The 20,350-nt window shown below is 68.7% G+C and carries 19 protein-coding genes and 1 pseudogene; 8 read left to right on the plus strand and 12 right to left on the minus strand.

Annotation, left to right across the window (positions count from 1 at the left end; all coding sequences use genetic code 11):
• The 3 genes and pseudogenes from ACE3T5_RS16435 to ACE3T5_RS16445 form a co-directional block, all read left to right on the plus strand.
• Positions 1 to 276, plus strand: a pseudogene (locus ACE3T5_RS16435) (prop effector); the annotation flags it as partial.
• A gap of 146 nt (positions 277 to 422) precedes the next feature.
• On the plus strand, positions 423 to 1,496 hold the full coding sequence (locus ACE3T5_RS16440) for a helix-turn-helix domain-containing protein (RefSeq protein WP_374669167.1): 1,074 nt from the start codon (positions 423 to 425) through the stop codon (positions 1,494 to 1,496).
• A gap of 3 nt (positions 1,497 to 1,499) precedes the next feature.
• On the plus strand, positions 1,500 to 1,991 hold the full coding sequence (locus tag ACE3T5_RS16445; protein WP_374669168.1) for a hypothetical protein: 492 nt from the start codon (positions 1,500 to 1,502) through the stop codon (positions 1,989 to 1,991).
• 10 nt (positions 1,992 to 2,001) lie between these two features.
• On the opposite strand, the gene ACE3T5_RS16450 is transcribed toward ACE3T5_RS16445, so the two are convergent.
• From ACE3T5_RS16450 to ACE3T5_RS16475, 6 genes are read right to left on the minus strand one after another with little or no spacing between them, the layout of a single operon-like run.
• Positions 2,002 to 2,775, minus strand: coding sequence for a fumarylacetoacetate hydrolase family protein (locus ACE3T5_RS16450; protein WP_374669169.1), 774 nt, complete (start codon positions 2,773 to 2,775; stop codon positions 2,002 to 2,004).
• A gap of 23 nt (positions 2,776 to 2,798) precedes the next feature.
• Positions 2,799 to 3,962, minus strand: coding sequence for a CaiB/BaiF CoA transferase family protein (locus tag ACE3T5_RS16455; RefSeq protein ID WP_374669170.1), 1,164 nt, complete (start codon positions 3,960 to 3,962; stop codon positions 2,799 to 2,801).
• Between the two features lies 1 nt (position 3,963).
• Positions 3,964 to 5,163, minus strand: a complete 1,200-nt coding sequence (locus tag ACE3T5_RS16460) for a CaiB/BaiF CoA transferase family protein (protein ID WP_374669185.1) — start codon at positions 5,161 to 5,163, stop codon at positions 3,964 to 3,966.
• Positions 5,164 to 5,179: 16 nt separating this feature from the next.
• Positions 5,180 to 6,346, minus strand: a complete 1,167-nt coding sequence (locus tag ACE3T5_RS16465) for an acyl-CoA dehydrogenase family protein (RefSeq protein WP_374669171.1) — start codon at positions 6,344 to 6,346, stop codon at positions 5,180 to 5,182.
• An 18-nt stretch (positions 6,347 to 6,364) separates the two neighbouring features.
• A complete protein-coding gene (locus ACE3T5_RS16470) occupies positions 6,365 to 6,883 on the minus strand; it encodes a MaoC family dehydratase (RefSeq protein ID WP_374669172.1) in 519 nt (172 codons plus the stop codon).
• A gap of 28 nt (positions 6,884 to 6,911) precedes the next feature.
• Positions 6,912 to 7,730: a CoA ester lyase gene (locus ACE3T5_RS16475; protein ID WP_374669173.1), complete on the minus strand. Its 819-nt coding sequence runs from the start codon at positions 7,728 to 7,730 to the stop codon at positions 6,912 to 6,914.
• Between the two features lie 144 nt (positions 7,731 to 7,874).
• On the opposite strand from ACE3T5_RS16475, the gene ACE3T5_RS16480 reads away from it, so the two are divergent.
• Both ACE3T5_RS16480 and ACE3T5_RS16485 read left to right on the plus strand, forming a co-directional pair.
• Positions 7,875 to 9,296, plus strand: coding sequence for an MmgE/PrpD family protein (locus ACE3T5_RS16480; RefSeq protein WP_374669174.1), 1,422 nt, complete (start codon positions 7,875 to 7,877; stop codon positions 9,294 to 9,296).
• 54 nt (positions 9,297 to 9,350) lie between these two features.
• On the plus strand, positions 9,351 to 10,739 hold the full coding sequence (locus ACE3T5_RS16485) for a phenylacetate--CoA ligase family protein (protein WP_374669175.1): 1,389 nt from the start codon (positions 9,351 to 9,353) through the stop codon (positions 10,737 to 10,739).
• Positions 10,740 to 10,817: 78 nt separating this feature from the next.
• Here ACE3T5_RS16485 and ACE3T5_RS16490 read toward each other — a convergent pair whose 3' ends face one another.
• Both ACE3T5_RS16490 and ACE3T5_RS16495 read right to left on the minus strand, forming a co-directional pair.
• Positions 10,818 to 11,636, minus strand: coding sequence for an enoyl-CoA hydratase-related protein (locus ACE3T5_RS16490; protein WP_374669176.1), 819 nt, complete (start codon positions 11,634 to 11,636; stop codon positions 10,818 to 10,820).
• 4 nt (positions 11,637 to 11,640) lie between these two features.
• Positions 11,641 to 13,716, minus strand: coding sequence for a TRAP transporter large permease subunit (locus ACE3T5_RS16495; RefSeq protein ID WP_374669177.1), 2,076 nt, complete (start codon positions 13,714 to 13,716; stop codon positions 11,641 to 11,643).
• 247 nt (positions 13,717 to 13,963) lie between these two features.
• On the opposite strand from ACE3T5_RS16495, the gene ACE3T5_RS16500 reads away from it, so the two are divergent.
• Together ACE3T5_RS16500 and ACE3T5_RS16505 are read left to right on the plus strand one after the other, a co-directional pair.
• On the plus strand, positions 13,964 to 14,974 hold the full coding sequence (locus ACE3T5_RS16500) for a TRAP transporter substrate-binding protein (RefSeq protein WP_374669178.1): 1,011 nt from the start codon (positions 13,964 to 13,966) through the stop codon (positions 14,972 to 14,974).
• A gap of 16 nt (positions 14,975 to 14,990) precedes the next feature.
• On the plus strand, positions 14,991 to 15,605 hold the full coding sequence (locus ACE3T5_RS16505; protein WP_374669179.1) for a GAF domain-containing protein: 615 nt from the start codon (positions 14,991 to 14,993) through the stop codon (positions 15,603 to 15,605).
• A gap of 33 nt (positions 15,606 to 15,638) precedes the next feature.
• Here the strand turns inward: ACE3T5_RS16505 and ACE3T5_RS16510 are convergent, their stop codons facing one another.
• Positions 15,639 to 16,376, minus strand: a complete 738-nt coding sequence (locus tag ACE3T5_RS16510; RefSeq protein WP_374669180.1) for a GntR family transcriptional regulator — start codon at positions 16,374 to 16,376, stop codon at positions 15,639 to 15,641.
• A 104-nt stretch (positions 16,377 to 16,480) separates the two neighbouring features.
• Between ACE3T5_RS16510 and ACE3T5_RS16515 the strand changes: the two genes are divergently transcribed.
• On the plus strand, positions 16,481 to 17,791 hold the full coding sequence (locus ACE3T5_RS16515; RefSeq protein WP_374669181.1) for an amidase: 1,311 nt from the start codon (positions 16,481 to 16,483) through the stop codon (positions 17,789 to 17,791).
• Positions 17,792 to 17,803: 12 nt separating this feature from the next.
• Here the strand turns inward: ACE3T5_RS16515 and ACE3T5_RS16520 are convergent, their stop codons facing one another.
• The 3 genes from ACE3T5_RS16520 to ACE3T5_RS16530 all read right to left on the minus strand — a co-directional run.
• On the minus strand, positions 17,804 to 19,108 hold the full coding sequence (locus tag ACE3T5_RS16520; RefSeq protein ID WP_374669182.1) for an acetyl-CoA hydrolase/transferase family protein: 1,305 nt from the start codon (positions 19,106 to 19,108) through the stop codon (positions 17,804 to 17,806).
• Between the two features lie 2 nt (positions 19,109 to 19,110).
• Positions 19,111 to 20,019, minus strand: a complete 909-nt coding sequence (locus ACE3T5_RS16525) for a polysaccharide deacetylase family protein (RefSeq protein WP_374669183.1) — start codon at positions 20,017 to 20,019, stop codon at positions 19,111 to 19,113.
• A gap of 90 nt (positions 20,020 to 20,109) precedes the next feature.
• Positions 20,110 to 20,350: glycine cleavage T C-terminal barrel domain-containing protein (locus ACE3T5_RS16530; RefSeq protein ID WP_374669184.1), on the minus strand; the 241-nt coding region annotated here is incomplete at its 5' end.

The following is a 20,350-nucleotide window of genomic DNA, read 5'->3' on the forward strand; positions in this document are numbered from 1 at the left end:
GCCATCTGGCTGCGCGCGCGCTTCGTGGCCGCCATTGAAGCGTCGGGCCTGGCGCGCGACGCCTACATGGAGCGCATGCCCACGCCCGACCCGGTGGCCGCCGCCGTGCTGGAGGAAGCCTTTGCCGAGATCGGCGAGCGCGCCGCCAGGAACGAGGCCCTGCGCCGCGCGTTTGCGGCCAGCGGCAAGACGGTGGCTGAGTTTGCCGAGATGTACGGCATGGACGAAAAGAGCGTGGCGCTGGCCGTTGCCAGCCAGCCATCGCCCGCAGCCTGACGCAGCGGTTTTGTCGAGGTATCCCTTGTTGCGTGGGCGCCGCAAGGCGGGCTGAGCCAGCCAATGGCCTCGGGTATTGAAGTTTACAAAACTGTTTATAAAATAAGTTTTTGTAAACCAACCCCTGAACCCCTCGGAGCACTGCCATGATCGGAAACCGGCTGAAGCTGGCGCGTGATGCTGCCGGCCTGTCTCTGCGCGCTTTGGAAGAGGCCGTCGATGGCCTGGTGTCGGCCCAGGCCATCGGCAAGTACGAAAACGACCAGATGATGCCGGGCTCCGATGTGCTGCTGGCCTTGGCGCGCGTGCTCAAGGTGTCGCCCGAATACCTGCTGAGTGACCGCGAGGTGGCGCTGTCGGGCGTGGACTTTCGTAAAGGCCCTGCCACCGGTGCCCGTGAAGAAAAGGCGGTGGAAGCCATCGTCATTGACCATCTGGAGCGCTACCTGGAGGTGGAAGACATCCTGCCCGATGCGCACCTGAACTGGGCCGCGCCCCGGCTGAAGGCGCTGGCCATCAGCACGCCCGAAGACGCCGAAGACGCGGCCGAGGCGCTGCGCGGCGCCTGGCAGATTGGCATTGACCCGATCCCATCCATGGCCGAGCTGCTGGAAGACTATGGCGTGAAAGTGATTGCGCTGGATTTGCCGCAAGCTGTGTCGGGCTCCAAGGCATTTGCCAGACGCAACGGCGAGCGCGACGTGGCGGTGATCGTGGTCAACAAGAACCACAACGGTGAACGCCAGCGCTTCACGCTGGCGCACGAGCTGGGCCACCTCGTGCTGACGCTGCAGGGCGAAGCCTGGACGGACAAGACGGCCGAGAAAGCCTGTGACCGGTTTGCTGGCGCCTTTTTGGTGGCGCGCAGCATGCTCTACAAACGCTTGGGCAGGGTGCGCACCGGCCTGTCCATGGGCGAGCTGCTGGAGCTTAAAGGCCTGTTCAAGGTAAGCGTGTCCATGCTGGTGTTGCGCTGCAAGCAGCTGGGCATCATCAGCCAGGCGCTGTTCAACCGCCTTTGGGGTCAGATGGTGCGCATGCGATGGGCGGGCAAGGCGGCGGTGGAGCCACAGCCCTGCGCACCCGAGGTGCCCACGCGCATGGAGCGCCTGTGCCTGCGAGCCGCAACGGAGCAAGCCATATCCGACGCCAAGGCGGCTGAGTTGCTGCAGATCAGCGTGCGCACGCTGGGTGAGCGGCTGTTGCCGGCCGGGGTGTGAAACGTGATCCTGCTCGTCTCAGACACTTCGGTGTTGATTGACCTGGAGCGGTGCGGTCTGCTGCCGCTGGCATTTGGCACCGGGGTTCCCATGTTGGTACCCGATGTGCTGTACGAGCGTGAGCTGGCGCCTTACCAAGGGCCGCAGTACCGGGCACTGGGCTTGCAGGTGGTGACGCTGACAGCCGATGAAGTGGCCTTTGCGCAGGCGGTGCGCAACGAACACAAGAGGCTGAGCGTTCCGGACTGTTTTGCGCTGGCCTGCGCACGCCGTCCCGACCACATTTTGCTCAGTGGTGACGGCTTACTTCGCGCCACCGCCAAAGACAAGGGTGTGGCCTGCTTCGGCTTGTTGTGGTTGCTGGATGGCCTGGCTGAAAGTGCGGAGGGCAACCGGGCCGCGTTGCACGCGGGACTGGATTCGTTGGCCCAAGACCCGCGCTGCCGTTTGCCTCGGTCAGAAATCGCCAAGCGTCTTGCGCAGTGGCAGCCTTGAGGTTGCCAGATTAAAGCTGGACCGATGCCTCACCCACGCCGTCAAAGCGCGCAACAACCCGGTCTCCAGCGGCGGCCTTGAGCATGCCGCACCAGGTGCCGGTGGTGACGATCGTGCCCGCGGGCACCGTCTGGCCGTGGCGCGTGGCGTGGCGCAGCCAGGTGGGCAGCAGCCAGGCCGGGTCGCCCAGGGAATGGGTGCCGGCAAATGCCTGCGGGGCTTGCGTGCCAATGGTGACCTCGCAGGTTTGCGTCGCCCAGTCGCGCGCCACAAACGGCACCCAGGCGCCCAGCACCAGCGCGCCATGGACCTGCAGGTCGGCCAGCTTGAGCAGCGGTGGCACGCGGGGCAGGTCCTGCCAGCGCGAATCCACCACCTCGATGGATACCGTCATGCCGTCCAGCAGCGCGGTGGCGGTTTCAGGCGTCAGCGCCGCGGCCTGCGCCGGGGTGACGGCCTGGCCCAGTCGCAGGGCGATTTCGGCCTCGATCAGGCGCAGGTTGAAATGCAGGTCGCGCATGTCGGCGGGGCTGCTGCGCACGCCGCTCGCCGGCAGCGGCGCATGGGTCAGGGTGGCCGTGCGTGACGGCCCGCCCGACTTCCAGTGGCGGGACACGGTTGCCGCATCGGGGCCGTCCAGCGCGCGCAGGACCAGAGCCTGTACGGCATAGGCCTGTTCAGCCGACGTCAGAACGTCTGCCAATGGCGCGGCGTCGGCGGGTCGTTGCTGTTCGCGGGCCACGATCAGGGTGGTGGCGACGGATTCAATGGAGTGGGATGCCATGGGGGCCCTGCAGGACTGGGGCCTTATGGTAACGGCAGCAACGCAGCGATCTGCTCCGGCGTCCATCCCGCTTCGCGCATCACCTCGGCCGTGTGCTGGCCGAGTGCGGGCAGGGCGAACGTGGTGCGGCCCGGCTCGTGTGCGAACTTGATCGGGATACCCAGCTGCGTTGCCGGCCCGCCCTCGGCGGCGGGCTGGTGCTCGCGCATGCCACGTGCGGCCAGTTGCGGGCTTTGCAATGCTTCGTGCAGGCCCTTGACCGGCGCCCAGCACACGTCCAGCGGTTTCAGGAACGCCTCCCAGTGGGCGAGCGGCTGCGTGGCGAAGGTGTCGCGCAGGAATTCGCGCGCGGGGGCCTGGGCCGGTCCGGGCGGCAGCCGGCACAGGTCCACCAGGTCGGGCCGGCCCAGCGCAGTGAACAGGTTGTGCGCGAACTTGATTTCCGAGCCACCGATGGTCAGGTGCCGTCCGTCGGCGCAGCGGTAGATGTTGTACATGGCGTTGCCGCCAAAGGACCGCTCGTTCTTGGGGTTCATCTCGCGCCCCTCGGCGAACGACGGCCCCACCACGTTGACCAGCCAGCTCACCAGGCTGTCCTGCATCGAGATGTCGATGTAGTCGCCCAGGCCGGTTTTTTCGCGGCGCAGCAGCGCCATCAGCACGCCGTTCATCGCCATCAGCGACGACGCCATGTCCGCCGCCGGGATGCTGGGCATGGCGGGCTGGCCGTCCTGTCCCAGGTTCAGGCTGACCACGCCGCTTTCGGCCTGGATGCTGAGGTCGTGCGCGGCGTGCTGCGCATCGGGGCCGGTTTGCCCGAAGGCGGCGATGGAGCAGTAGACGATGCGCGGGTTCACCGCGCTGACGGCCGCATAGCCCACGCCCAGGCGGTCCACCACGCCGGGACGGAACGCCTCGACCACCACGTCGGCCTGGCGCGCCAGCGTCATGAAGGCGTCCAGGCCGGCCGCGCTCTTGAGGTCCAGCATCACGCTGCGCTTGCCGCGGTGCGTGTTGCGGAACCACACGCTTTCGCCACCTTCGCGCAGGCCGATGCCGCGAGTGGGCTCGCCCGCGGGCGCCTCGATGCGGATCACGTCCGCGCCGTGGTCGGCCATCATCATCGTGAAGTGCGGGCCGGGCAAAAAGTTCGACAGGTCCAGGACCTTGATGCCTTCGAGTTTCATGTCAGATCACATTCTGTTCGCGCAAGCTCTCGATTTCCGCGGCGCTGAAGCCGGAGGCAGCCAGCACGTCGCCGGTATCCGCGCCCAGGGGCGAGCAGGCGGCGGCGGCGGGCCGTGCGCCGTCCAGCTTGATGGGGCTGGCCACGGTGCGCAGCGTGCCCGACGGATGCGGCACTTCCTGCACCAGGCCGCGCGCCTGCGCATAGGGATTGTCCAGCGCCTGGGCCAGGTGCAGCACGGGCGCGGCGGGCAGCTTGCCGCCCAGGCGCTGCATCCACTGTGCCGTGGTGGCGGCGCCGAACGCGGCGTCCAGGATGGCCGACAGCGCCTCGACGTTCTCGCGGCGCAGCTCGGGCGTTGCAAAGCGCGGGTCCTGCACCAGCTCGGGCTGGCCGATTGCGTCGGCCAGCGCACGCCAGAACTTGGGCGTCATGCACATGATGAACAGCCAGCCGTCGGCGCTGCGCACCAGCTGGCAGGGCACCGTGGTCGGGTGGGCGGAGCGCGGCATGCGGCGGATCGCGTCGCCCGCGCTCAGGTACCAGGCGGCCGGGTAGGTCAGCTGCGCCATCGCCACGTCAAACAGGCTCACGTCCACGTCGCGGCCCTGGCCGTGCTGGCGCGCGCCCAGCACGCTGGCCAGCAGCGACATGGCGGTGGTCATGCCGGTCATGAAGTCGACCATGCTCACGCCCATGCGCGCGGGCGGGCCGTCGGGCTCGCCGGTCAGGTACAGGTAGCCGGCCTCGGCCTGCATCAGGTAGTCGTAGCCGGGCCAGTTGGTGCGTTCGTTGTCGCGGCCGTAGGCCGACAGGTGTGCGCAGACGATCTTGGGGTTCACGTCCTTCAGCGCGTCGTAGGTCAGGCCCAGCTTGGCCGGCTGGTCGCCGCGCAGGTTGTTCATGACGGCATCGGACCTGGCGGCCAGCCGGCGGAACACGGCCTGGCCGGCAGGTGACTTCAGGTCCAGCGTCAGGCTCTTCTTGTTGCGGTTAAAGCTCTGGAAGAACAGGCTGTCGGGGCGGCCCGTGCCGTCATCCAGCAGGTGGGGCGCGGTGCCGCGCGCCACGTCGCCGCCTTCGGCCGGGTTCTCGATCTTGATGACCTCGGCGCCCAGGTCGGCCAGCTGCATGGAGCCGAACGGGCCGGCGCCATACTGCTCGGCGGTCAGCACGCGCAGCCCTTCGAGCGGAAGTGGCATGTTCATGGCGCGGTGCTCAGATGCGGTAGCGATCAACCAATTGCTTGGCGATCACCGTGCTGAGGATTTCGTTGGCGCCCTCGCCGATGCACATGAGCATCGCGTCGCGGTAGAAGCGCTCGATGTCGTACTCGACCGAGTAGCTGTAGCCGCCGAAGATGCGCATGCCCTCCTGCGCGCAGTTCGCGCCGGCCTCCGACCCGGCCAGCTTGGCCATGGCGGCTTCCAGGTCGCAGCGCTCGCCGGCGTCGTACTTGCGCGCGGCCAGCTCGATCAGGCGCTTGGCGCCCTCGGTTTGCGTGGCCATGGCGGCCAGCTTGAGCTGTATGGCCTGGTGCTCGCAGATCGGCTTGCCGAAGGTGTGGCGCTCCTGCGCGTAGCGCAGCGACAGCCTGAGCGCGCCTTCGGCGATGCCCGTGCCGCGCGCGGCCACGTTGATGCGGCCCAGCTCCAGCCCGCCGGCGGTCTGCAGGAAGCCCTTGCCCTCAACGCCGCCCAGCAGGTTGGCCACCGGCACGCGGTAGTTGTCGAACACCAGCTCACAGGTGTCGATGGAGCGGTAGCCCATTTTCTTGAGCTTGTTGGCCACGACGAAGCCGTCGCCCTTCTCGGCGATCAGCATGCTCATGCCCTTGTGGCGCGGCTGCGCGTTGGGGTCGGTCTTGACCAGCAGCAGCGTGCCGTGGCCGTGCAGGCTGTTGGTGATCCAGGTCTTGCTGCCGTTGACGACGTAGTGGTCGCCATCGCGCTTGGCCACGGTGCGGATCGCCTGCAGGTCCGAGCCCGCGTTGGGCTCGGTCAGGCCCAGGCTGCCGCGGAACTCGCCGGTGGCCATGCGCGGCAGGTAGCGCTGCTTCTGATCCTCGGTGCCTTCGCGCGCGATGGCCGACGCCATGATCAGGTGCGAATTGAAGATACCCGACGGCGCCATCCAGATCGATGCGACCTTGATGACGATCTGCGCATAGGTCCAGGCCGACAGGCCCAGGCCGCCGTATTCCTGCGGGATGGTGGCGCCGAACAGGCCCAGCTCCTTCATCTGCTCGACGATCTCGTGCGGATACTCGTCGGCCAGGTCAAACTTGCGCGCGACGGGACGCAGTTCCTTCTCGGCCCAGACTTCGACGGCGTCGATGATGGCCTGCTCGTCGGCGGCGCTGGCGGTGTCGTTCACGTAGCTCATGCGGCGTGTCCCTTTTCCTTAGTAGTTGACCTTGTCTTCGACGCTGTGACCGCGCTTGGCGATCAGCATGTTGCGCACGAAGTTGCCCACTTCCTTGCCGTGCTGGTTGGTGCCGATGGTGCGCACCACGACGATGCCCGCGCCCGGGCGCGACTTGGACTCGCGCTTTTCCATCACTTCGCTGGCGGAGTAAAGCGTGTCGCCGGCGAACACGGGGCTGGTGAGCTTGATGTCGCTCCAGCCCAGGTTGGCGATGGCCTTCTGGCTCACGTCGCTCACGCTCATGCCCACCATCAACGCCACGGTGAACGGGCTGCAGACGATGCACTGGCCGAACTCGCTGGCCTTGGCATATTCCTCGTCAAAGTGCATGGGGTGCGTGTTCATCGTCAGCAGCGTGAACCAGATGTTGTCGGCCTGCGTGATGGTGCGGCCGGGGCGGTGCTCGTACACATCGCCGATGTTGAAGTCTTCGTAGTAGCGGCCGAAGGATTCGCGGTAGCGGTTTTCGCCAACCTTGTTCAGGGTCTGGACCATGGTGTGTTTCTCCGTGTGTTGCTTGGGTTCAAGAGGCGGCGCCGGCCATCCGCAGCACGCGGCGGGCCTTGGCCAGAACAGGGGGATCGACCATCTTTCCCTGGAAGATGAAGGCGCCCGTGTGATGGGCGGCCTCGGCTTCCAGCATGGCCTGCGCCCAGGCCACGTCGGCCTGAGGTGGCAAGAATGCTTCGTGGATGGGCGCGACCTGCGTGGGGTGGATCGCGCTCTTGCAGGTAAAGCCCAGGGCGGCCACGCGGCGCGTTTCGTCGCGCAGGCCGTCCAGGTCGGTCAGGTCCAGGTGGGGCACGTCCCACACCTGCAGGCCGGTGCGGCGCGCGGCGGCCACCAGCGCGCCGCGTGCGTGCAGCAGCCCGTCCCAGCTGAACGCGCAGCCCAGCTCCACGCTCAGGTCGGCGCCGCCCAGCATGAGCCCGGCGAGCTTGGGCGCGTCAGTGCGCGCCATCGCGGCCATGACGGGCGCGTGCTGCAGGCCCAGCGGCGTCTCGATCAGCGGCATCAGCTGATGGAAGGCATGGCCGGCCACCGCATGCACCAGCGACAGGTCGTCCGGGTGCTCGACTTTGGGCAGCAGCAGCCAGTCCAGCACCGCGCCGGATTCGGCCAGCGCCAGCAGATCGCGCAGGCCTTCGGGCCCGCGCAACTGGTTCAGCCGCACGGCCAGCGGCGCGCCGCGGTGGGCGCGCGCGAAGTCCAGCACCTGCTGACGCGCCGCGTGCTTGAAGTCGGGATGGACGGCATCCTCAAGGTCGATGCACACCAGGTCGGCGCCTGCGGCCAGCGCTTTGGGAAAGCGCTCGGGCTTCTCGCCCGACACGAAGAGCATTGAACGGGGCGCTGTGCTGCTGTGAAGGTGGGTGTCTTGCAAAATTGTTTGCCAGTCAACGTGACTGGCCTCTAAAATATGTACGGACAAGTATAGGTATCGTCGTTTCCTCAGTCAACGATTAAAGATTTTTAATCCACAAATATGACCGTACCAATTGATGCTTCAAGCGGAGCCGCCGGGGCCGGCGGCTCGCTGACGGCCCAGCTCGCGCAGCGGCTGGCGCGGCCCGTGGACGCGCGCAGCCGGGCGCGGGCGGTACTGCACTGGATCGACTGGATCGGTTGCGTGGCGGCCGGTGCGCGGGCACCGGTCGGCGGCGTGGTGCGCCGCTGGCCCGGTGTCGGGGGCCCGGCCGCGGGCGCTACCGCGTGCTCATTGCTTGGCCCGGCCAGCGACCTGTACCACGCCCTGGTGCAGGACGCCGCCCCCGCCAACGTCGAGGAAATGGACGACATGCACCGCGAGGCCATCCTGCACCCGGGGCCGGCCGTGCTGCCGGTGCTCGCGGCGCTGGCCCGCACGCGCGGCCTGGCGGCGCATCAGGTGCTGGATGGGGTCGTGCGCGGCTACGAGGCCATGGCCCGCATCGGCCGTGCCCTGGGCCCGCACCACTACCGCTTCTGGCACAACACGGCCACGGCGGGCGCGTTCGGCGCGGCGGCGGCGGGCGCCTCGGCGCTGGGGCTCAACCAGGAACAGACCGTCTGGGCGCTGGGCAATGCCGGCACGCAGGCCACGGGCCTGTGGCAGGTGCGTTTCGAGCCCGTCATGTCCAAGCAGCTGCACACGGCGCATGCGGCCTGGTCGGGCCTAACGGCCGCGACGCTGGCGCAGTCGGGCTTCACCGGTCCCCAGTACATCCTGGAAGGCCCGCGCGGCCTGTTCGCCGCGATGTGCGACGGCGGCGACGGTGCGCAGGCCAACCCCGGCGCCGTCATGGCGCCCGAGGACGACTGGCTGATCCACGGCACGAGCTTCAAGCCCTGGCCGGCCTGCCGCCACACCCATGCCACCATCGACTGCGTGCTGGCGCTGCGCGCGGCGCAGGGCGGCGGTCCGATGGAATTCGCGAGCGCGCGGGTCGAGTCGTTCGCCGACGCCATCGCCATCTGCGACAACCCCCGTCCCACGACGCGCACCGAGGCCAAGTTCTCATTGCAGTACGTCGTGGCCGCGGCGGCGGCCCTGGGACCGCTGGAGCCCACGCATTTCGACGACGACGTCTTCACGCGTGACGCGCTGCGTGATGCCGCCGCGCGCGTGTCGCTCGCCGTGTCGCCCACGCATCAGGCCGACTACCCCGCGCATTACGGCGCACGCGTCGTGCTGACGCTGGCCGACGGCCGTGTGCTACGTCATGAGGTACGTGACTCGCTGGGCGACCCGGAGCTGGCGCTTGCGCCCGTGCGCGTATTGCAAAAGGCCCGCATGCTGATGAGTTACGGTGGCGTGGCGCCTGCGCGCCGCGACGCCGCGCTGAACGCCGCGCACCGCCTGCTGGACGGCGGCGGCATGGACGTTGCATTCCCCCGTGAACTGCTGGACCCGCTGTTCACGGCCTGACACCGACAACCCGCACTTCACACCCGATTCAACCGCACCCCACAAGGAACCCCTGTGAGCCACTACGACTACTTCGAAGCCGCCGACATTCCTTTCATCCGCCGCGAATACCCGCTCGGTGATGCCTTCATGACGCGCTTCAAGGGCATGAGCCGCGACGAGCTGCGCGCGCTGCAGGACGCGCGCTTCCGCAAGGTCGTTGCCTTTGCCTGGAAGACCCCGTTCTACCAGCGCCTGTGGGGCGCGCGCGGCATCGAGCCCGGCGACATCCGCGGGCTGGACGACATCACCAAGCTGCCCACGTATTCCAAGGAAGACCTGATGGCCTCGGTCGAGGCGCACCCGCCCATCGGCGACTTCCACGGCCTGGACACCTACCCGGCGGACCGCCGCCCGCCGCTGATCTTCCACACCACCAGCGGCACCACGGGCCGGCCGCAGCCGCTGCTGTTCGGGCCGCGCAGCCGCGAAATCCAGAACGTGCTGCTCGCGCGCACCTACCTGCTGCAGGGCATGCGGCGCGAGGACGTGGTGCATTCGGTGTACGGTTTCGGCATGGTCAACGGCGGCCATTACATCCGCGAGAGCATCCTGCACTGGGTCGGTGCACAGCTGCTGACGGCGGGCCACGGGGCTGAGACGCGCTCGGCCCAGCAGGTGGCGCTGATGCGCGACTTCAACGTGAACGTGCTCGTGGGCTTTGGCGACTTCCTGCTGCGCCTGGCCGACGTCGCGCGCGAGAACGGCATCGTGCCCGGCGAGGACATCCGCCTGCGCATGGTCACGGGCCACCTCGGCCCCGAAGGCCGCGCGGCCATCAGCAAGGCCTGGGCCGGCTGCGACGTGTACGACTGGTATGGCGTGGGCGACACCGGCCTGATCTGCGGTGAAGGCCCCGAGCGCGATGGCCTGTACATCGCCGAGGACGCGCAGTACCTGGAACTGCTGCACCCCGAAACGGGTCTGCCCACCACGGGCGACGAGCTGGGCGACATGGTCTGCACCTGCCTGTTCAAGGACGACCTGTTCCCCATCATTCGCTTCAACACGCATGACGTCACGCACCTGGTGGACGGCACGTCGGCGCTGGGCATCCCGTTCCGGCGCATCGTTGGTTTCCGCGGGCGCAGCGACAACATGGTCAAGCTGCGCGGCATCAACGTGTACCCGACCAGCATCGGCGCGATCCTGCAGGCCGAGCGCGCGGAATTCACCGGCGAGTTCATCTGCGAACTGACGCGCGAAGGCGCGCGCGAAGAGATGACCGTGCGCGCCGAACTGCGCGGCACACCGGCCCCCGCCGCGCAGGCCGAGATCGAGCAGCTGCTGCGCGCGCGCCTGGGCGTGGAGATGCAGGTGGCGCTGTGCGCGCCGGGCGACCTGGCCGAGCTGACCGGTATCGAGAAGCGGCAAAAGCCGATCCGGCTGATTGACAAACGCTGAGTGGGGGGCCCCCATGAAAAAGCCGGCCCTCGGGCCGGCTTTGTTTTGCGCGCAGCGGTGGTACGGCGGTGCGCCGCTTCAGCGAAACCGCGGCGGACGCTTCTGGGCGAAGGCATTGAAGCCCTCGCGGAAATCGTCGCTGCTGAAGCTCTGCTCGAACAGGCCGTCCAGCAGCGCGTCCGGCTGCGGGTGCACGCCGCTGATCGAATTGATCATGGCCTTGGCCGTGCGCATGGAGCCGCGCGCATTGGCCAGCAGCACCCGCACGTAGGCGGCCACCGCGTCGTCCAGGGCGCCGCCCGGCATCACGCGGTCGACCAGCCCCATGGTGGCGGCTTCGGTGGCCTCCATCAGGCGGCCGCTGAAAAGAATGTCCTTGGCGCGGCTGGGTCCCACCAGGGCCGTCAGCCGGCGCGTGTCGGGCACGCTGTAGGCGACGCCCAGGCGGCTGGGCGTGATCCCCAGGCGCGCGTCGTTGGCCGCGAAGCGCAGGTCGCACGACAGCGCAATCCCGCAGCCGCCGCCCACGCAGGCGCCGCGCACCAGCGCGATCGTCGGCTTGGACAGGCGCTCCAGCGCGAGCTGGCCTTCGCGCACCAGCGTGTTGTAGCCGGCGGTGCGCTGCGCGTCGCTGTAGATCTGAGGGAACTCGAGAATGTCCGCGCCCGCGCAGAACGCGGCCGTGCCCGCGCCGCGCACGACCACCACGCGCACGCTGTCGTCGGCGTCCAGCTCGCGCGCAAGCGGCGCCAGGCGCTCCCACATGGCGCCGGTCATGGCGTTGCGGCTGGCCGGGCGGTTGAGCACGATGTGCGCGACGGCGCCGTCGCGCAGGCAGGCGAGCGCTTCGCTGCCTTCGGGGGGGTCCTGGAAATCCATCGGGGCGATCTTAGTCAAGCCGTCAGTCAAGGTGCGTGGTCAGCCACAGCGCGATCTCGGGGAAGAAGCACAGCAGCAGCACGTTGGCCAGCATGGCGAACAGGAACGGCAGCGCGCCATAGGCGATGGTCTTGAGCGACACGTCGCGGTTGATGCCCTGCAGCACGAACAGGTTCATGCCCACGGGCGGCGTGATCAGCCCCGTGGTGCACATGATCACCAGGATGATGCCGAACCAGACCGGATCGAACCCCAGCTTGACGATGAGCGGGAACACCACCGGCAGCGTCATGAGCAGCATGGAAATCTCGTCCAGGAAGGTGCCCAGCGCCACGTACACGCACACCACGATGAACATCACGGTCCAGCGGTTCAGCTCCGCCGACAGCGCCGCGTCCATCAGCACCTGCGACATCTTGAGATAGTCGAAGCCGAAGGTCAGCACGTTGGAGCCGGCGATGATCAGGAAGATGAACGAGGTGACCACCACGGTCTCGCTGATCGAGTTGACGAAGGTCTCGCGGCTCATGCGCCCGCGCAGCGCGCAGACGACCACCGCCAGGAACGCGCCGACGGCGCCGGTCTCGCTGGGCGTGGCGATGCCCATGTACAGCGTGGCGATCACCAGCAGGATCAGGCCCAGCAGCAGGCCGGTGTCCACGTAGCTGCGCCGCGAAATGGTGCCGACCTGGCGGGGATCGACCTTGGGCGCGGCCGACGGGTCGATCGTGCACCAGATCAGGATCACCAGCATGAAGCTCAGCAGCATGACCAGGCCCGGCACGATGCCGGCGATGAACAGCGCCACCACCGGCACGCCAACGGTCGTGGCGTAGATGATCATGGGCACGCTCGGCGGGATCAGGATGCCCAGCGTGCCGCCGGCGGCCACCGCTCCGAAGCTCAAAGCGGGCTTGTAGCCGCGCTTGGTCATCTCGGGGCAGGCGATGCCGCCGATGGTCGCGGCGGTCGCCACGCTGGAGCCCGACACGGCCGAGAACAGCCCGCAGCCGGCGGTGGCCGCATGGGCCAGCCCGCCGGGCAGGCGCCCCAGCAGGCGCGTCATGACCGTGAACAGCTCGTTGCTCAGGCCGCTGCGCACCAACAGCGCGCCCATCAGCACGAACATGGGCACGGCCGTGAGCGAAAAGCTGTTGACCGCCGCCCAGGTGCGGTCACCCAGCGTCAGCGGAAACGGCACTGGCGTCATGAAATAGACGGACACCAGCCCCACGAAACCCAGGGCGAATGCGATGCGGATGCCCGCGGCCAGTGCCACCAGAATGCCCAGGCCCATGGCCGTGCTGACCCAGCCCAGGCCCAGCATCTGGCCGAAGTACGTGGCCGCGAAGCCGCCCACGGTCAGCAACACGACACCGGCCAGAACGACGGCGCCGCCGCTGGCGGCCGACGCCGCGAACACCGTCAGCAGCACAAGAAGGCTGCCCCAGTCGAAACGAGTGTCGCCGATGACCGGCGGCTGCCGGCCCATGGCCAGCAGCACGACACACAGCACGCCCACGAGCGCGTAAGGCGTCCAGCGCCGCCACGCGGCGATCGGTCCGGCCAGGCGCTCGACCTCGACCAGCATCGCGGCCGCCAGCACGAACAGGCCCACGGCGATGGGCGCCTTGGGCATCCAGGTCGGCGTGAGGATCAGGCTGAAGATGCGCGCGCCGTTGACGTAGTCGGACACGGCCATGAGCGCGGCCTGCCAGCCGGTGATGAAGACGAACACGAAGCCCACCCAGGCCGCCATCATGAGCAGCCGCTCGCGCGCGCGGCCGCGCAGCACGTTCAACAGCATGTCCACGCGCACGTTGCCGTCGCGCAGGTGCACCGGCGCGGCGCCGAAGAAGATGATGGCGATGAGCACATAGGTGCTCACCTCGGTGGCCCAGGCCGTGGGCGCGTTGAAGAAATAGCGCGCGAACACGTCGTAGACGGTGGCGCAGACCAGAAACAGCACGCCGATGCCGGCCAGGCCGAACAGGCCGCGCGCGGCACCGGCGACGCCGCGCGCGGCAGGCGTGGCCCGCGACAGGTCCGCCGCTCCGGCCAGTTCGACATCGCCCACGACGACTTTTGTTTCTTCCATGTTGTATGCCTTTCGGATGCGATTGGTTGGGGGCAGTATGGCAATTTGTCCAGACAAATGCAATATGCAATACCCGTACCCGAATCGATTCAGCGAGCACCGGGAAGCTGGTATGAAATGTGCCTATTGATAACAATCCCATTGGGGAAAGTACCGAATCGGGGCGCACGGCGGCAAAACAGAGCTTGACATGCGATCCCTGCCGGTTGCATTATTTGTCCAGACAACTAAGCAAAGGAGCTTCATCATGCGAACCCAATCCCTGAAGATCGCCGCCGCCATCGCGGCGCTCGTCGCCTCGGCCGCCGCCACAGCCCAGAACTTCAAATGGACGGTGGGCTGGGTCAACGCCAACGGCAGCAGCTATGCCGAAACGGTCAAGACCGTGCCGGCACGTATCGAGGCGGCCACCAAGGGCCGCCTGAAGATCGAGCTGTACGACACCCTGGTGGCTGGCCCCGAGCAGCCGGCCGCCGTGCGCGACGGCCGCCTGGACGCGTCGTTCGCCGTGAGCCCCTGGCTCAGCGCCGAGGCGCCCTACGTCAACTACGGCCACCTGCCCGGCCTGCTGACCGACGTGGGCCAGTACCAGAAGATGCTGGACCCGCTGCTGCGCGGCGAGACCGCCAAGGTCTGGCGCGACAAGTACAAGGCCATCCAGCTGGCCACCGGCGTGTTCGAGGAGCAGTGCATCATTTCCAAGGTGCCGCTGAAGACCGTGGCCGACTTTTCCGGCAAGAAGATCCGCGTGCACAACACCGAGGCCGGCGCACTCATGAGCAAGATCGGCGCCGTGCCCACGCCCGTGCCGTTCGGCGAAATCGTGCCGGCCCTGCAGCGCGGCATCGTGGACGTGGTGATGACCTCGGTCGGCACGGCCAACGGCTTCGGCTTCCCGTCGGTGGCCAAGCAGCTTTCCATCTGGAAGATCGGCACTATCGTGCCCTGGTCGTTCGTGGTGAACGAAGGCGCCTGGGCCAAGCTGCCCGCGGACCTCAAGCCCGTCGTCGAAGCCGAGCTGCGCAAGATCGAGAACGAGCATTTCGCCAACCACGCCGCATTCTCCAAGGACGCGATCGACCGGCTGGTGAAGTCGGGCATGACGCTGTACGTGGCCCCGCCCGCCGAGCAGGCCAAGATGTTCTCGAACGAGAACACCAGCAGCGTGTACGAGAACTGGTACAAGCTCAACGAGCGCTCGGGCACCGACGGCCGGGCGCTGGTCAAGAAGATCAACGAGCTGAAGGCCAAGTCCTGACATGGCGGCACTGGACATGAACGCCGCGCTCGAGATGATCGAGCGGGTGGGCCAGGCCGCGCTGGATGCGCCGGGTCCCGAAGAGGCGATCCGCCTCATCGCGCGCGGCTGCTTCGACCTGCTGGGCGACCGGCAGGCGCACGAAAAGCCCGGTGCCCTGTTGCCGGGCGAAAAGCAGTTCTTCGTGGCGGGCGCGTTCTTCGTGAGCCCCGACCGCGAGCACCACATGCTGGTGGGCAACACGGGCTTTCCGGCCGAGCAGGAGCGCCTGTGCGTGCCGATCGACGGCGGCCACCCCGGCTGGGTCTATGCCAACCGCTCCAAGCTGCTGTTGAAGAACACCGACGAGCACGGCACGTTCCGCCAGTACCTGAAGTCGTCGCGCATGGGCTCCACCATCTTCGCGCCGCTGATCTGGAAGGGCGAGTTCCTGGGCCAGCTCATCATGGCCGCGCAGGCGCGCCACACGATGCGCGAGGAGGACCTGGCCGTGCTGGTGGCGGCGTCGAAAGTCGCCACGGGCGTCTGGGTAGCGCAGGGCGGTCCACAGTGGTTGGCCGCGAACTGGCCGCCCGCCAATGCGTTCTTCGTGGGCAAGCAGGGCCTGGGGCCCGAGAAAGAAGCGGCCTGAGGCCGCGGGCGCTGCCCCGGTGGGGCGGCGCGTTCACGCGCCGCGCGGGCGCAGCGTCGACGTGTAGTTGAACAGTTTGCCCTGGTACAGCGAGTGGCCGATGGTCACGAGCTGGTCCTGGCGGTCGTAGTACTTGCGCACGGTCTGGAAGGCCGCGTCGCCAACCGGCACGTGCAGCAGCCTGGCGGGCCCTTCCTCGATGTTGACCGCGTTGAACGCCTGCTCGATGCGGTCCAGCCCGCGCGGGTCGGTCAGGGCCACGATTTCCTGGGCGGCGGTGTCGGGGTTGAGCAGGCGGCGCGCCTGCGGCTTGGACCGCACGGCCACGTACACGTCCACCAGCGCCAGTGGCCGCACGTCGTTGCGCAGGTGGCGGATGAAGCGCACGCGCACACACGGCGTGCGTGCGGCCAGCGCGACCAGGCTTGCGTACTGGCTGGTGTCGGCGGCCACCTCTTCGCAGCTCACCACCTGCAGGCGGCTCGCGCTGCTTTGCTGCATGAGGTCGTCGATGCTCTGGATGCTCTGCTCGTAACGCACGGCCGGAACCGTGGCGACAACCGTGGAGCCCGAGCCCTGGCGCCGCGTGATCAGGCCCAGCTGCTCCAGCCGGCGCAGCGCCTCGCGGGTGGTGTGGCGGCTGACGCCGAAGGTCTCGGACAGCTCGCGCTCGGTCGGCAGGGAATCCCCAATGCCGTATTGCCCGTTGCGGATGCCTTCGGCCAGCGCGGCGGCCATTTTTCGGTAATACGGTTGCGCGGTCGTGTCCATCGCGTATGCACCTGTGGAGTGGTTTTCCTTGCCCTGCGGCAAGTATGCACGCAAAATAGGTACGTACAAATGTGAATCTATTCTGCTGTGGGTGAAACACCGAAATGACCGTTGACGAACTCCTCCATGCCGGTGCCGTGCAGCAGGCGCGCGCGGTGGCCGCCGGCTCGCCGTCCGCGGGCGGCTTGCTGCAGGCGCAGCGCGCCGCCATCACGCGGGTGAACCCGGCCATCAATGCCTATGTCGAGGTGTTCGAACCCTCGCACGCCGGTGCGCTCCAGGGCGGCGGCGCGTCGCCGCTGGCCGGCTCCACGTTCGCGGTCAAGGACAACATCGACGTCGCCGGCAGCCCCACGCGCAGCGGGCTGGCGGCACTGGACGCCGCGCCGGCCACGCGCGATGCGGGCGCCGTCGCGCGGCTGCGCGCCGCGGGCCTGGTGTGCCTGGGCAAGCTCAACATGCACCCGGTGGCGCTGGGGGCGACCAACCACAACCCGGACTTCGGCGATTGCTACAACCCGCTGCGCGCGGGCTACACGCCCGGCGGCTCCAGCGGTGGCTCGGGCGCCGCCGTGGCCGCGGGCCTGTGCGGCATCGCGCTGGGCACGGACACCATGGGCTCGGTACGCATTCCGGCCGCGTACTGCGGCGTCGCGGGCTTCAAGCCCAGCTTCGGCGCCGTGCCGTCCGACGGCCTGGTGGCGCTGGCGCCGATGCTGGACCACATCGGCATCCTGGCGCGCCGGGTCGAGGACCTGGTGCAGGCCTTTCGCATCGTCGGCGAGCCGCGCTACACGCAACCCGCGCCGCCGCGCGACGTGCGCGGCCTGCGGCTGGCCGTGCCCGCCGAGCCGGCCGCGCTGCAGGCTGCGCCCGAGGTGATGCAGGCGTTCACCGCTGGCCTGGACCGCCTGCGCGCCACCGGCTTTACGCTGGTGCCGGTGGACCTGTCGGGTGGGACCGGCTTCACGGCCGTGCGCCGCGCGGGTCTGCTACTGTCCGAGGCCGAACTGCGCAACACGCTCGACGCCATCGTGCGCGAGCGCCCGCGGGCGCTGCCGGACGATCTGCGCGGCATGATGGAATTCATCGGAAAAAAGAGCGCGGCCGACTTGGCGCGCGCGGTGGGCGTGACCGTGGCCGCGGGCCAGTGGCTGGAACGCACCGTGGCGCCGTTCGACGCGCTGCTGCTGCCCACCGCGCCTCAGACCGCGTTCCCGATGGATGCGCCGGTGCCCGCCAACCAGGCCGACTACACGGCGCCCGCCAACATGGCCGGTGCGCCAGCCCTGAGCCTGCCGCTGCCGGTGCCAGCGGGCGAACTGCCCGTGGGGCTGCAGCTCGTGGGCCACCGCGGCGCCGACATGGCGCTGCTGGGCATCGCGCTGGCGGTGGAAGAAGCGTTGGCCCGGTAGGCCTCAGGCCACTCAGGCCAGCAAGCCGGTCTCGCGAGCCTGTTGCCGCAGCCCGTCGCGGTCTTCCGGATGGGCGATGGCGATCATGCGCTGCACGCGCTCGCCCAGCGACGCGTCGCGCAGCCGCGCGACGCCCTGCTCGGTCACGACCAGGTCGGCGTCCTGCGCGGCCACCGTCGCGGGGCCCGACAACCGCGCCACGATGCGCGGCCGGCCGCCCGCGCGCGACGGCAGCGCGGTGACGGCCTGGCCTTGCGGCGCGAAGCGCGCCGCGCGCATGAAATCATTGAGCCCGCCGACCCCGCCGATGTGCTGCAGCCGCGCGCCGGGCGCGGACAGCCACTCGGCATTCATCTGGCCCAGCAGGTCTACCTCAACCGCGCTGTTGAGGGCCGTGAAGCCGGCGATCTGCGCCACCACCTGCGGGTTGTGGGTGAAGCCGGGTTCGCGTAGCGAGAGCCGGGAATTGTTGTCGGCAAAGGCGTACAGGCTTTCGCTGCCATAGACGCAGCCCGTCACGGCCAGCCGTTGGCCCGCGGGCTTGCGCGAATGGTCGATGGCGCCGCTGAGCGTCAGCGCCATCAGCGGGTCGGTGAACATGCCGCTGTGCACGCCCAGGTGGCGGTGGCTGGCCAGCGCCTGCACCACGGCCGACGCAATGGCGCCGATGCCCACCTGCAGGCAGGCGCCGTCGGCCACCAGCGGCGCGACGTGGGCGCCGATGGCTGACTCGACCGGCCCGGCCTTCACGGCGGCGGCCACCGGCGGTGTGTAAGACACCTCCACCACGTGGTGCGGGGGCAGGTCGGCGGGCCAGGGCGCGCCAGCCACGCGCGGCGCGGCGGCGTTGACCTCGGCCACGATGCAGCGGGCGCGCCGCGCGGCCTCGACGATGTAGCCATGTGAGCCGGCGATCCACAGTTGCCCGCCGTCGCCGCGCACCAGGCTGACCAGCGCCACGTCCGCCCGCTCGGCGCCGCTGTCGTAGACGCTCGCGCAGCGGCCGTAGGGCACGGTGGCGATGCGCAGGTCGCGGCTGCGGGCCATGCGCCCGGCCGTGCCCATGCCGCCGAAGGTCGTGATCGTCACCTGCGGCGGCAGGCCTGCCACGGCAGGGGTGAAGGGAACGCCCAGCGTCAGCGAGAACCCGAACGCCGGGGCGCGGGCCGCCAGGTCGTTCAGCAGCGCAACGGGCTCACCCGTCATGTGCGAGCACACGACGTGGTCACCGGGGTGCAGCAGGGCAGCCCAGTCCAGGCCTGGAAACGGGGCCGCCGGGGCCGCCGGGGCAGCCGGTGCCGTGGGGGCTGCGGGCACGTTCACGCCGCCTGCGCGGGCGCCTGGTACGGCACCTGCGCCGCGAAATGCCGGGCGATCTCTTCGCGTGTGGCGATCCAGGGGCCGTTGGGCTCCTGGCTGCGCTGCTTTGCATAGGCCAGGAATTTCTCCAGCGCCCAGATGCGGCCCGGCCGGCCGATGATGCGCAGGTGCAGGCCCAGCGACATCATGGTGGGGTGTGTGGCCCCCTCGCGCAGCGCCCAGTCCAGGTTGTCGATCGCGTACTTGAGCCACTGGTCGGGCGTGTACGACGGCTCGGCCCACATCTTCATGTCGTTGTTGTCCACCTGGTACGGCACGATCACGATGGGCTTGCCGCCGGCTTCGTCCCAGAACGGCTCGTCGTCGCCGTAGTCATCCATGTGGTACAGAAAGCCCTCTTCGGCCAGCAGGCGGCGCGTGTTGGGCGTGAGCAGGTAGCGCGACAGCCAGCCCGTGGGCTTGCGGCCCGTGGTGCGTGTGAGGGATTCGACCGCCTTGCGGATGTAGGCGCGTTCCTCGTCCTCGTTCATGTGGAACTGGTGGGCCCAGCGCCAGCCGTGGGACGTGACCTCGTGACCCTGGCGCACGATCTCCTGGGCGAGCGCCGGGGCGCGCTCCAGCGCCAGCGCGCAGGCCGTGAACGTGGCGCGGATGCCGTGCTCTTGCAGCAGGCGCATCACGCGCGGGGCGCCGCGCGTGATGCCGTAGCGGTAGTTGGACTCGTTGCCGAAGTTGCGCACGGACCGCTTGAGCGCAATGCCCATCTCGTCCACGGGCTCGGGGTACTTGTCCCCGTCGTTGATATTGGCCTCGGCGCCCTCTTCGACGTTCACCACGATCGACAGGGCCAGGTGGGCGTCGCCCGGCCAGGGGTAGCGTTTGGGCGTGGGCTTGAAATCCATGGGCATGCGGCAGCGCTCCGGTAAAGTTGTCCGGACATATTATCGGAAATTGCAACCCCCGATGGCAACCCCTTTTTGCAAAGGGGGGCGCGCGGCTCAGCCGCGCGGGGGCCAGTTGTCGTGCAGCCGCACGGGCACGCGCTCGCCCCAGAGCTCGATGTGGGCCGGCGTCCCGCGATGCGCCGTGTTGGCGCCCTCACCCCGCACGTAACCCAGCGCCACGCAGGCCCCGGCCAGCGGGCTCCATCCCACCGATGAGATCTCGCCTACCGTTTCGCCCTCCAGCACGATGGGCTCGCCGCCCCAGCCAAAGGCCTGCGGGTCGCCAAACACCAGC

The organism is Ramlibacter sp., assembly GCF_041916345.1.
Taxonomy (GTDB): domain Bacteria; phylum Pseudomonadota; class Gammaproteobacteria; order Burkholderiales; family Burkholderiaceae_C; genus Ramlibacter.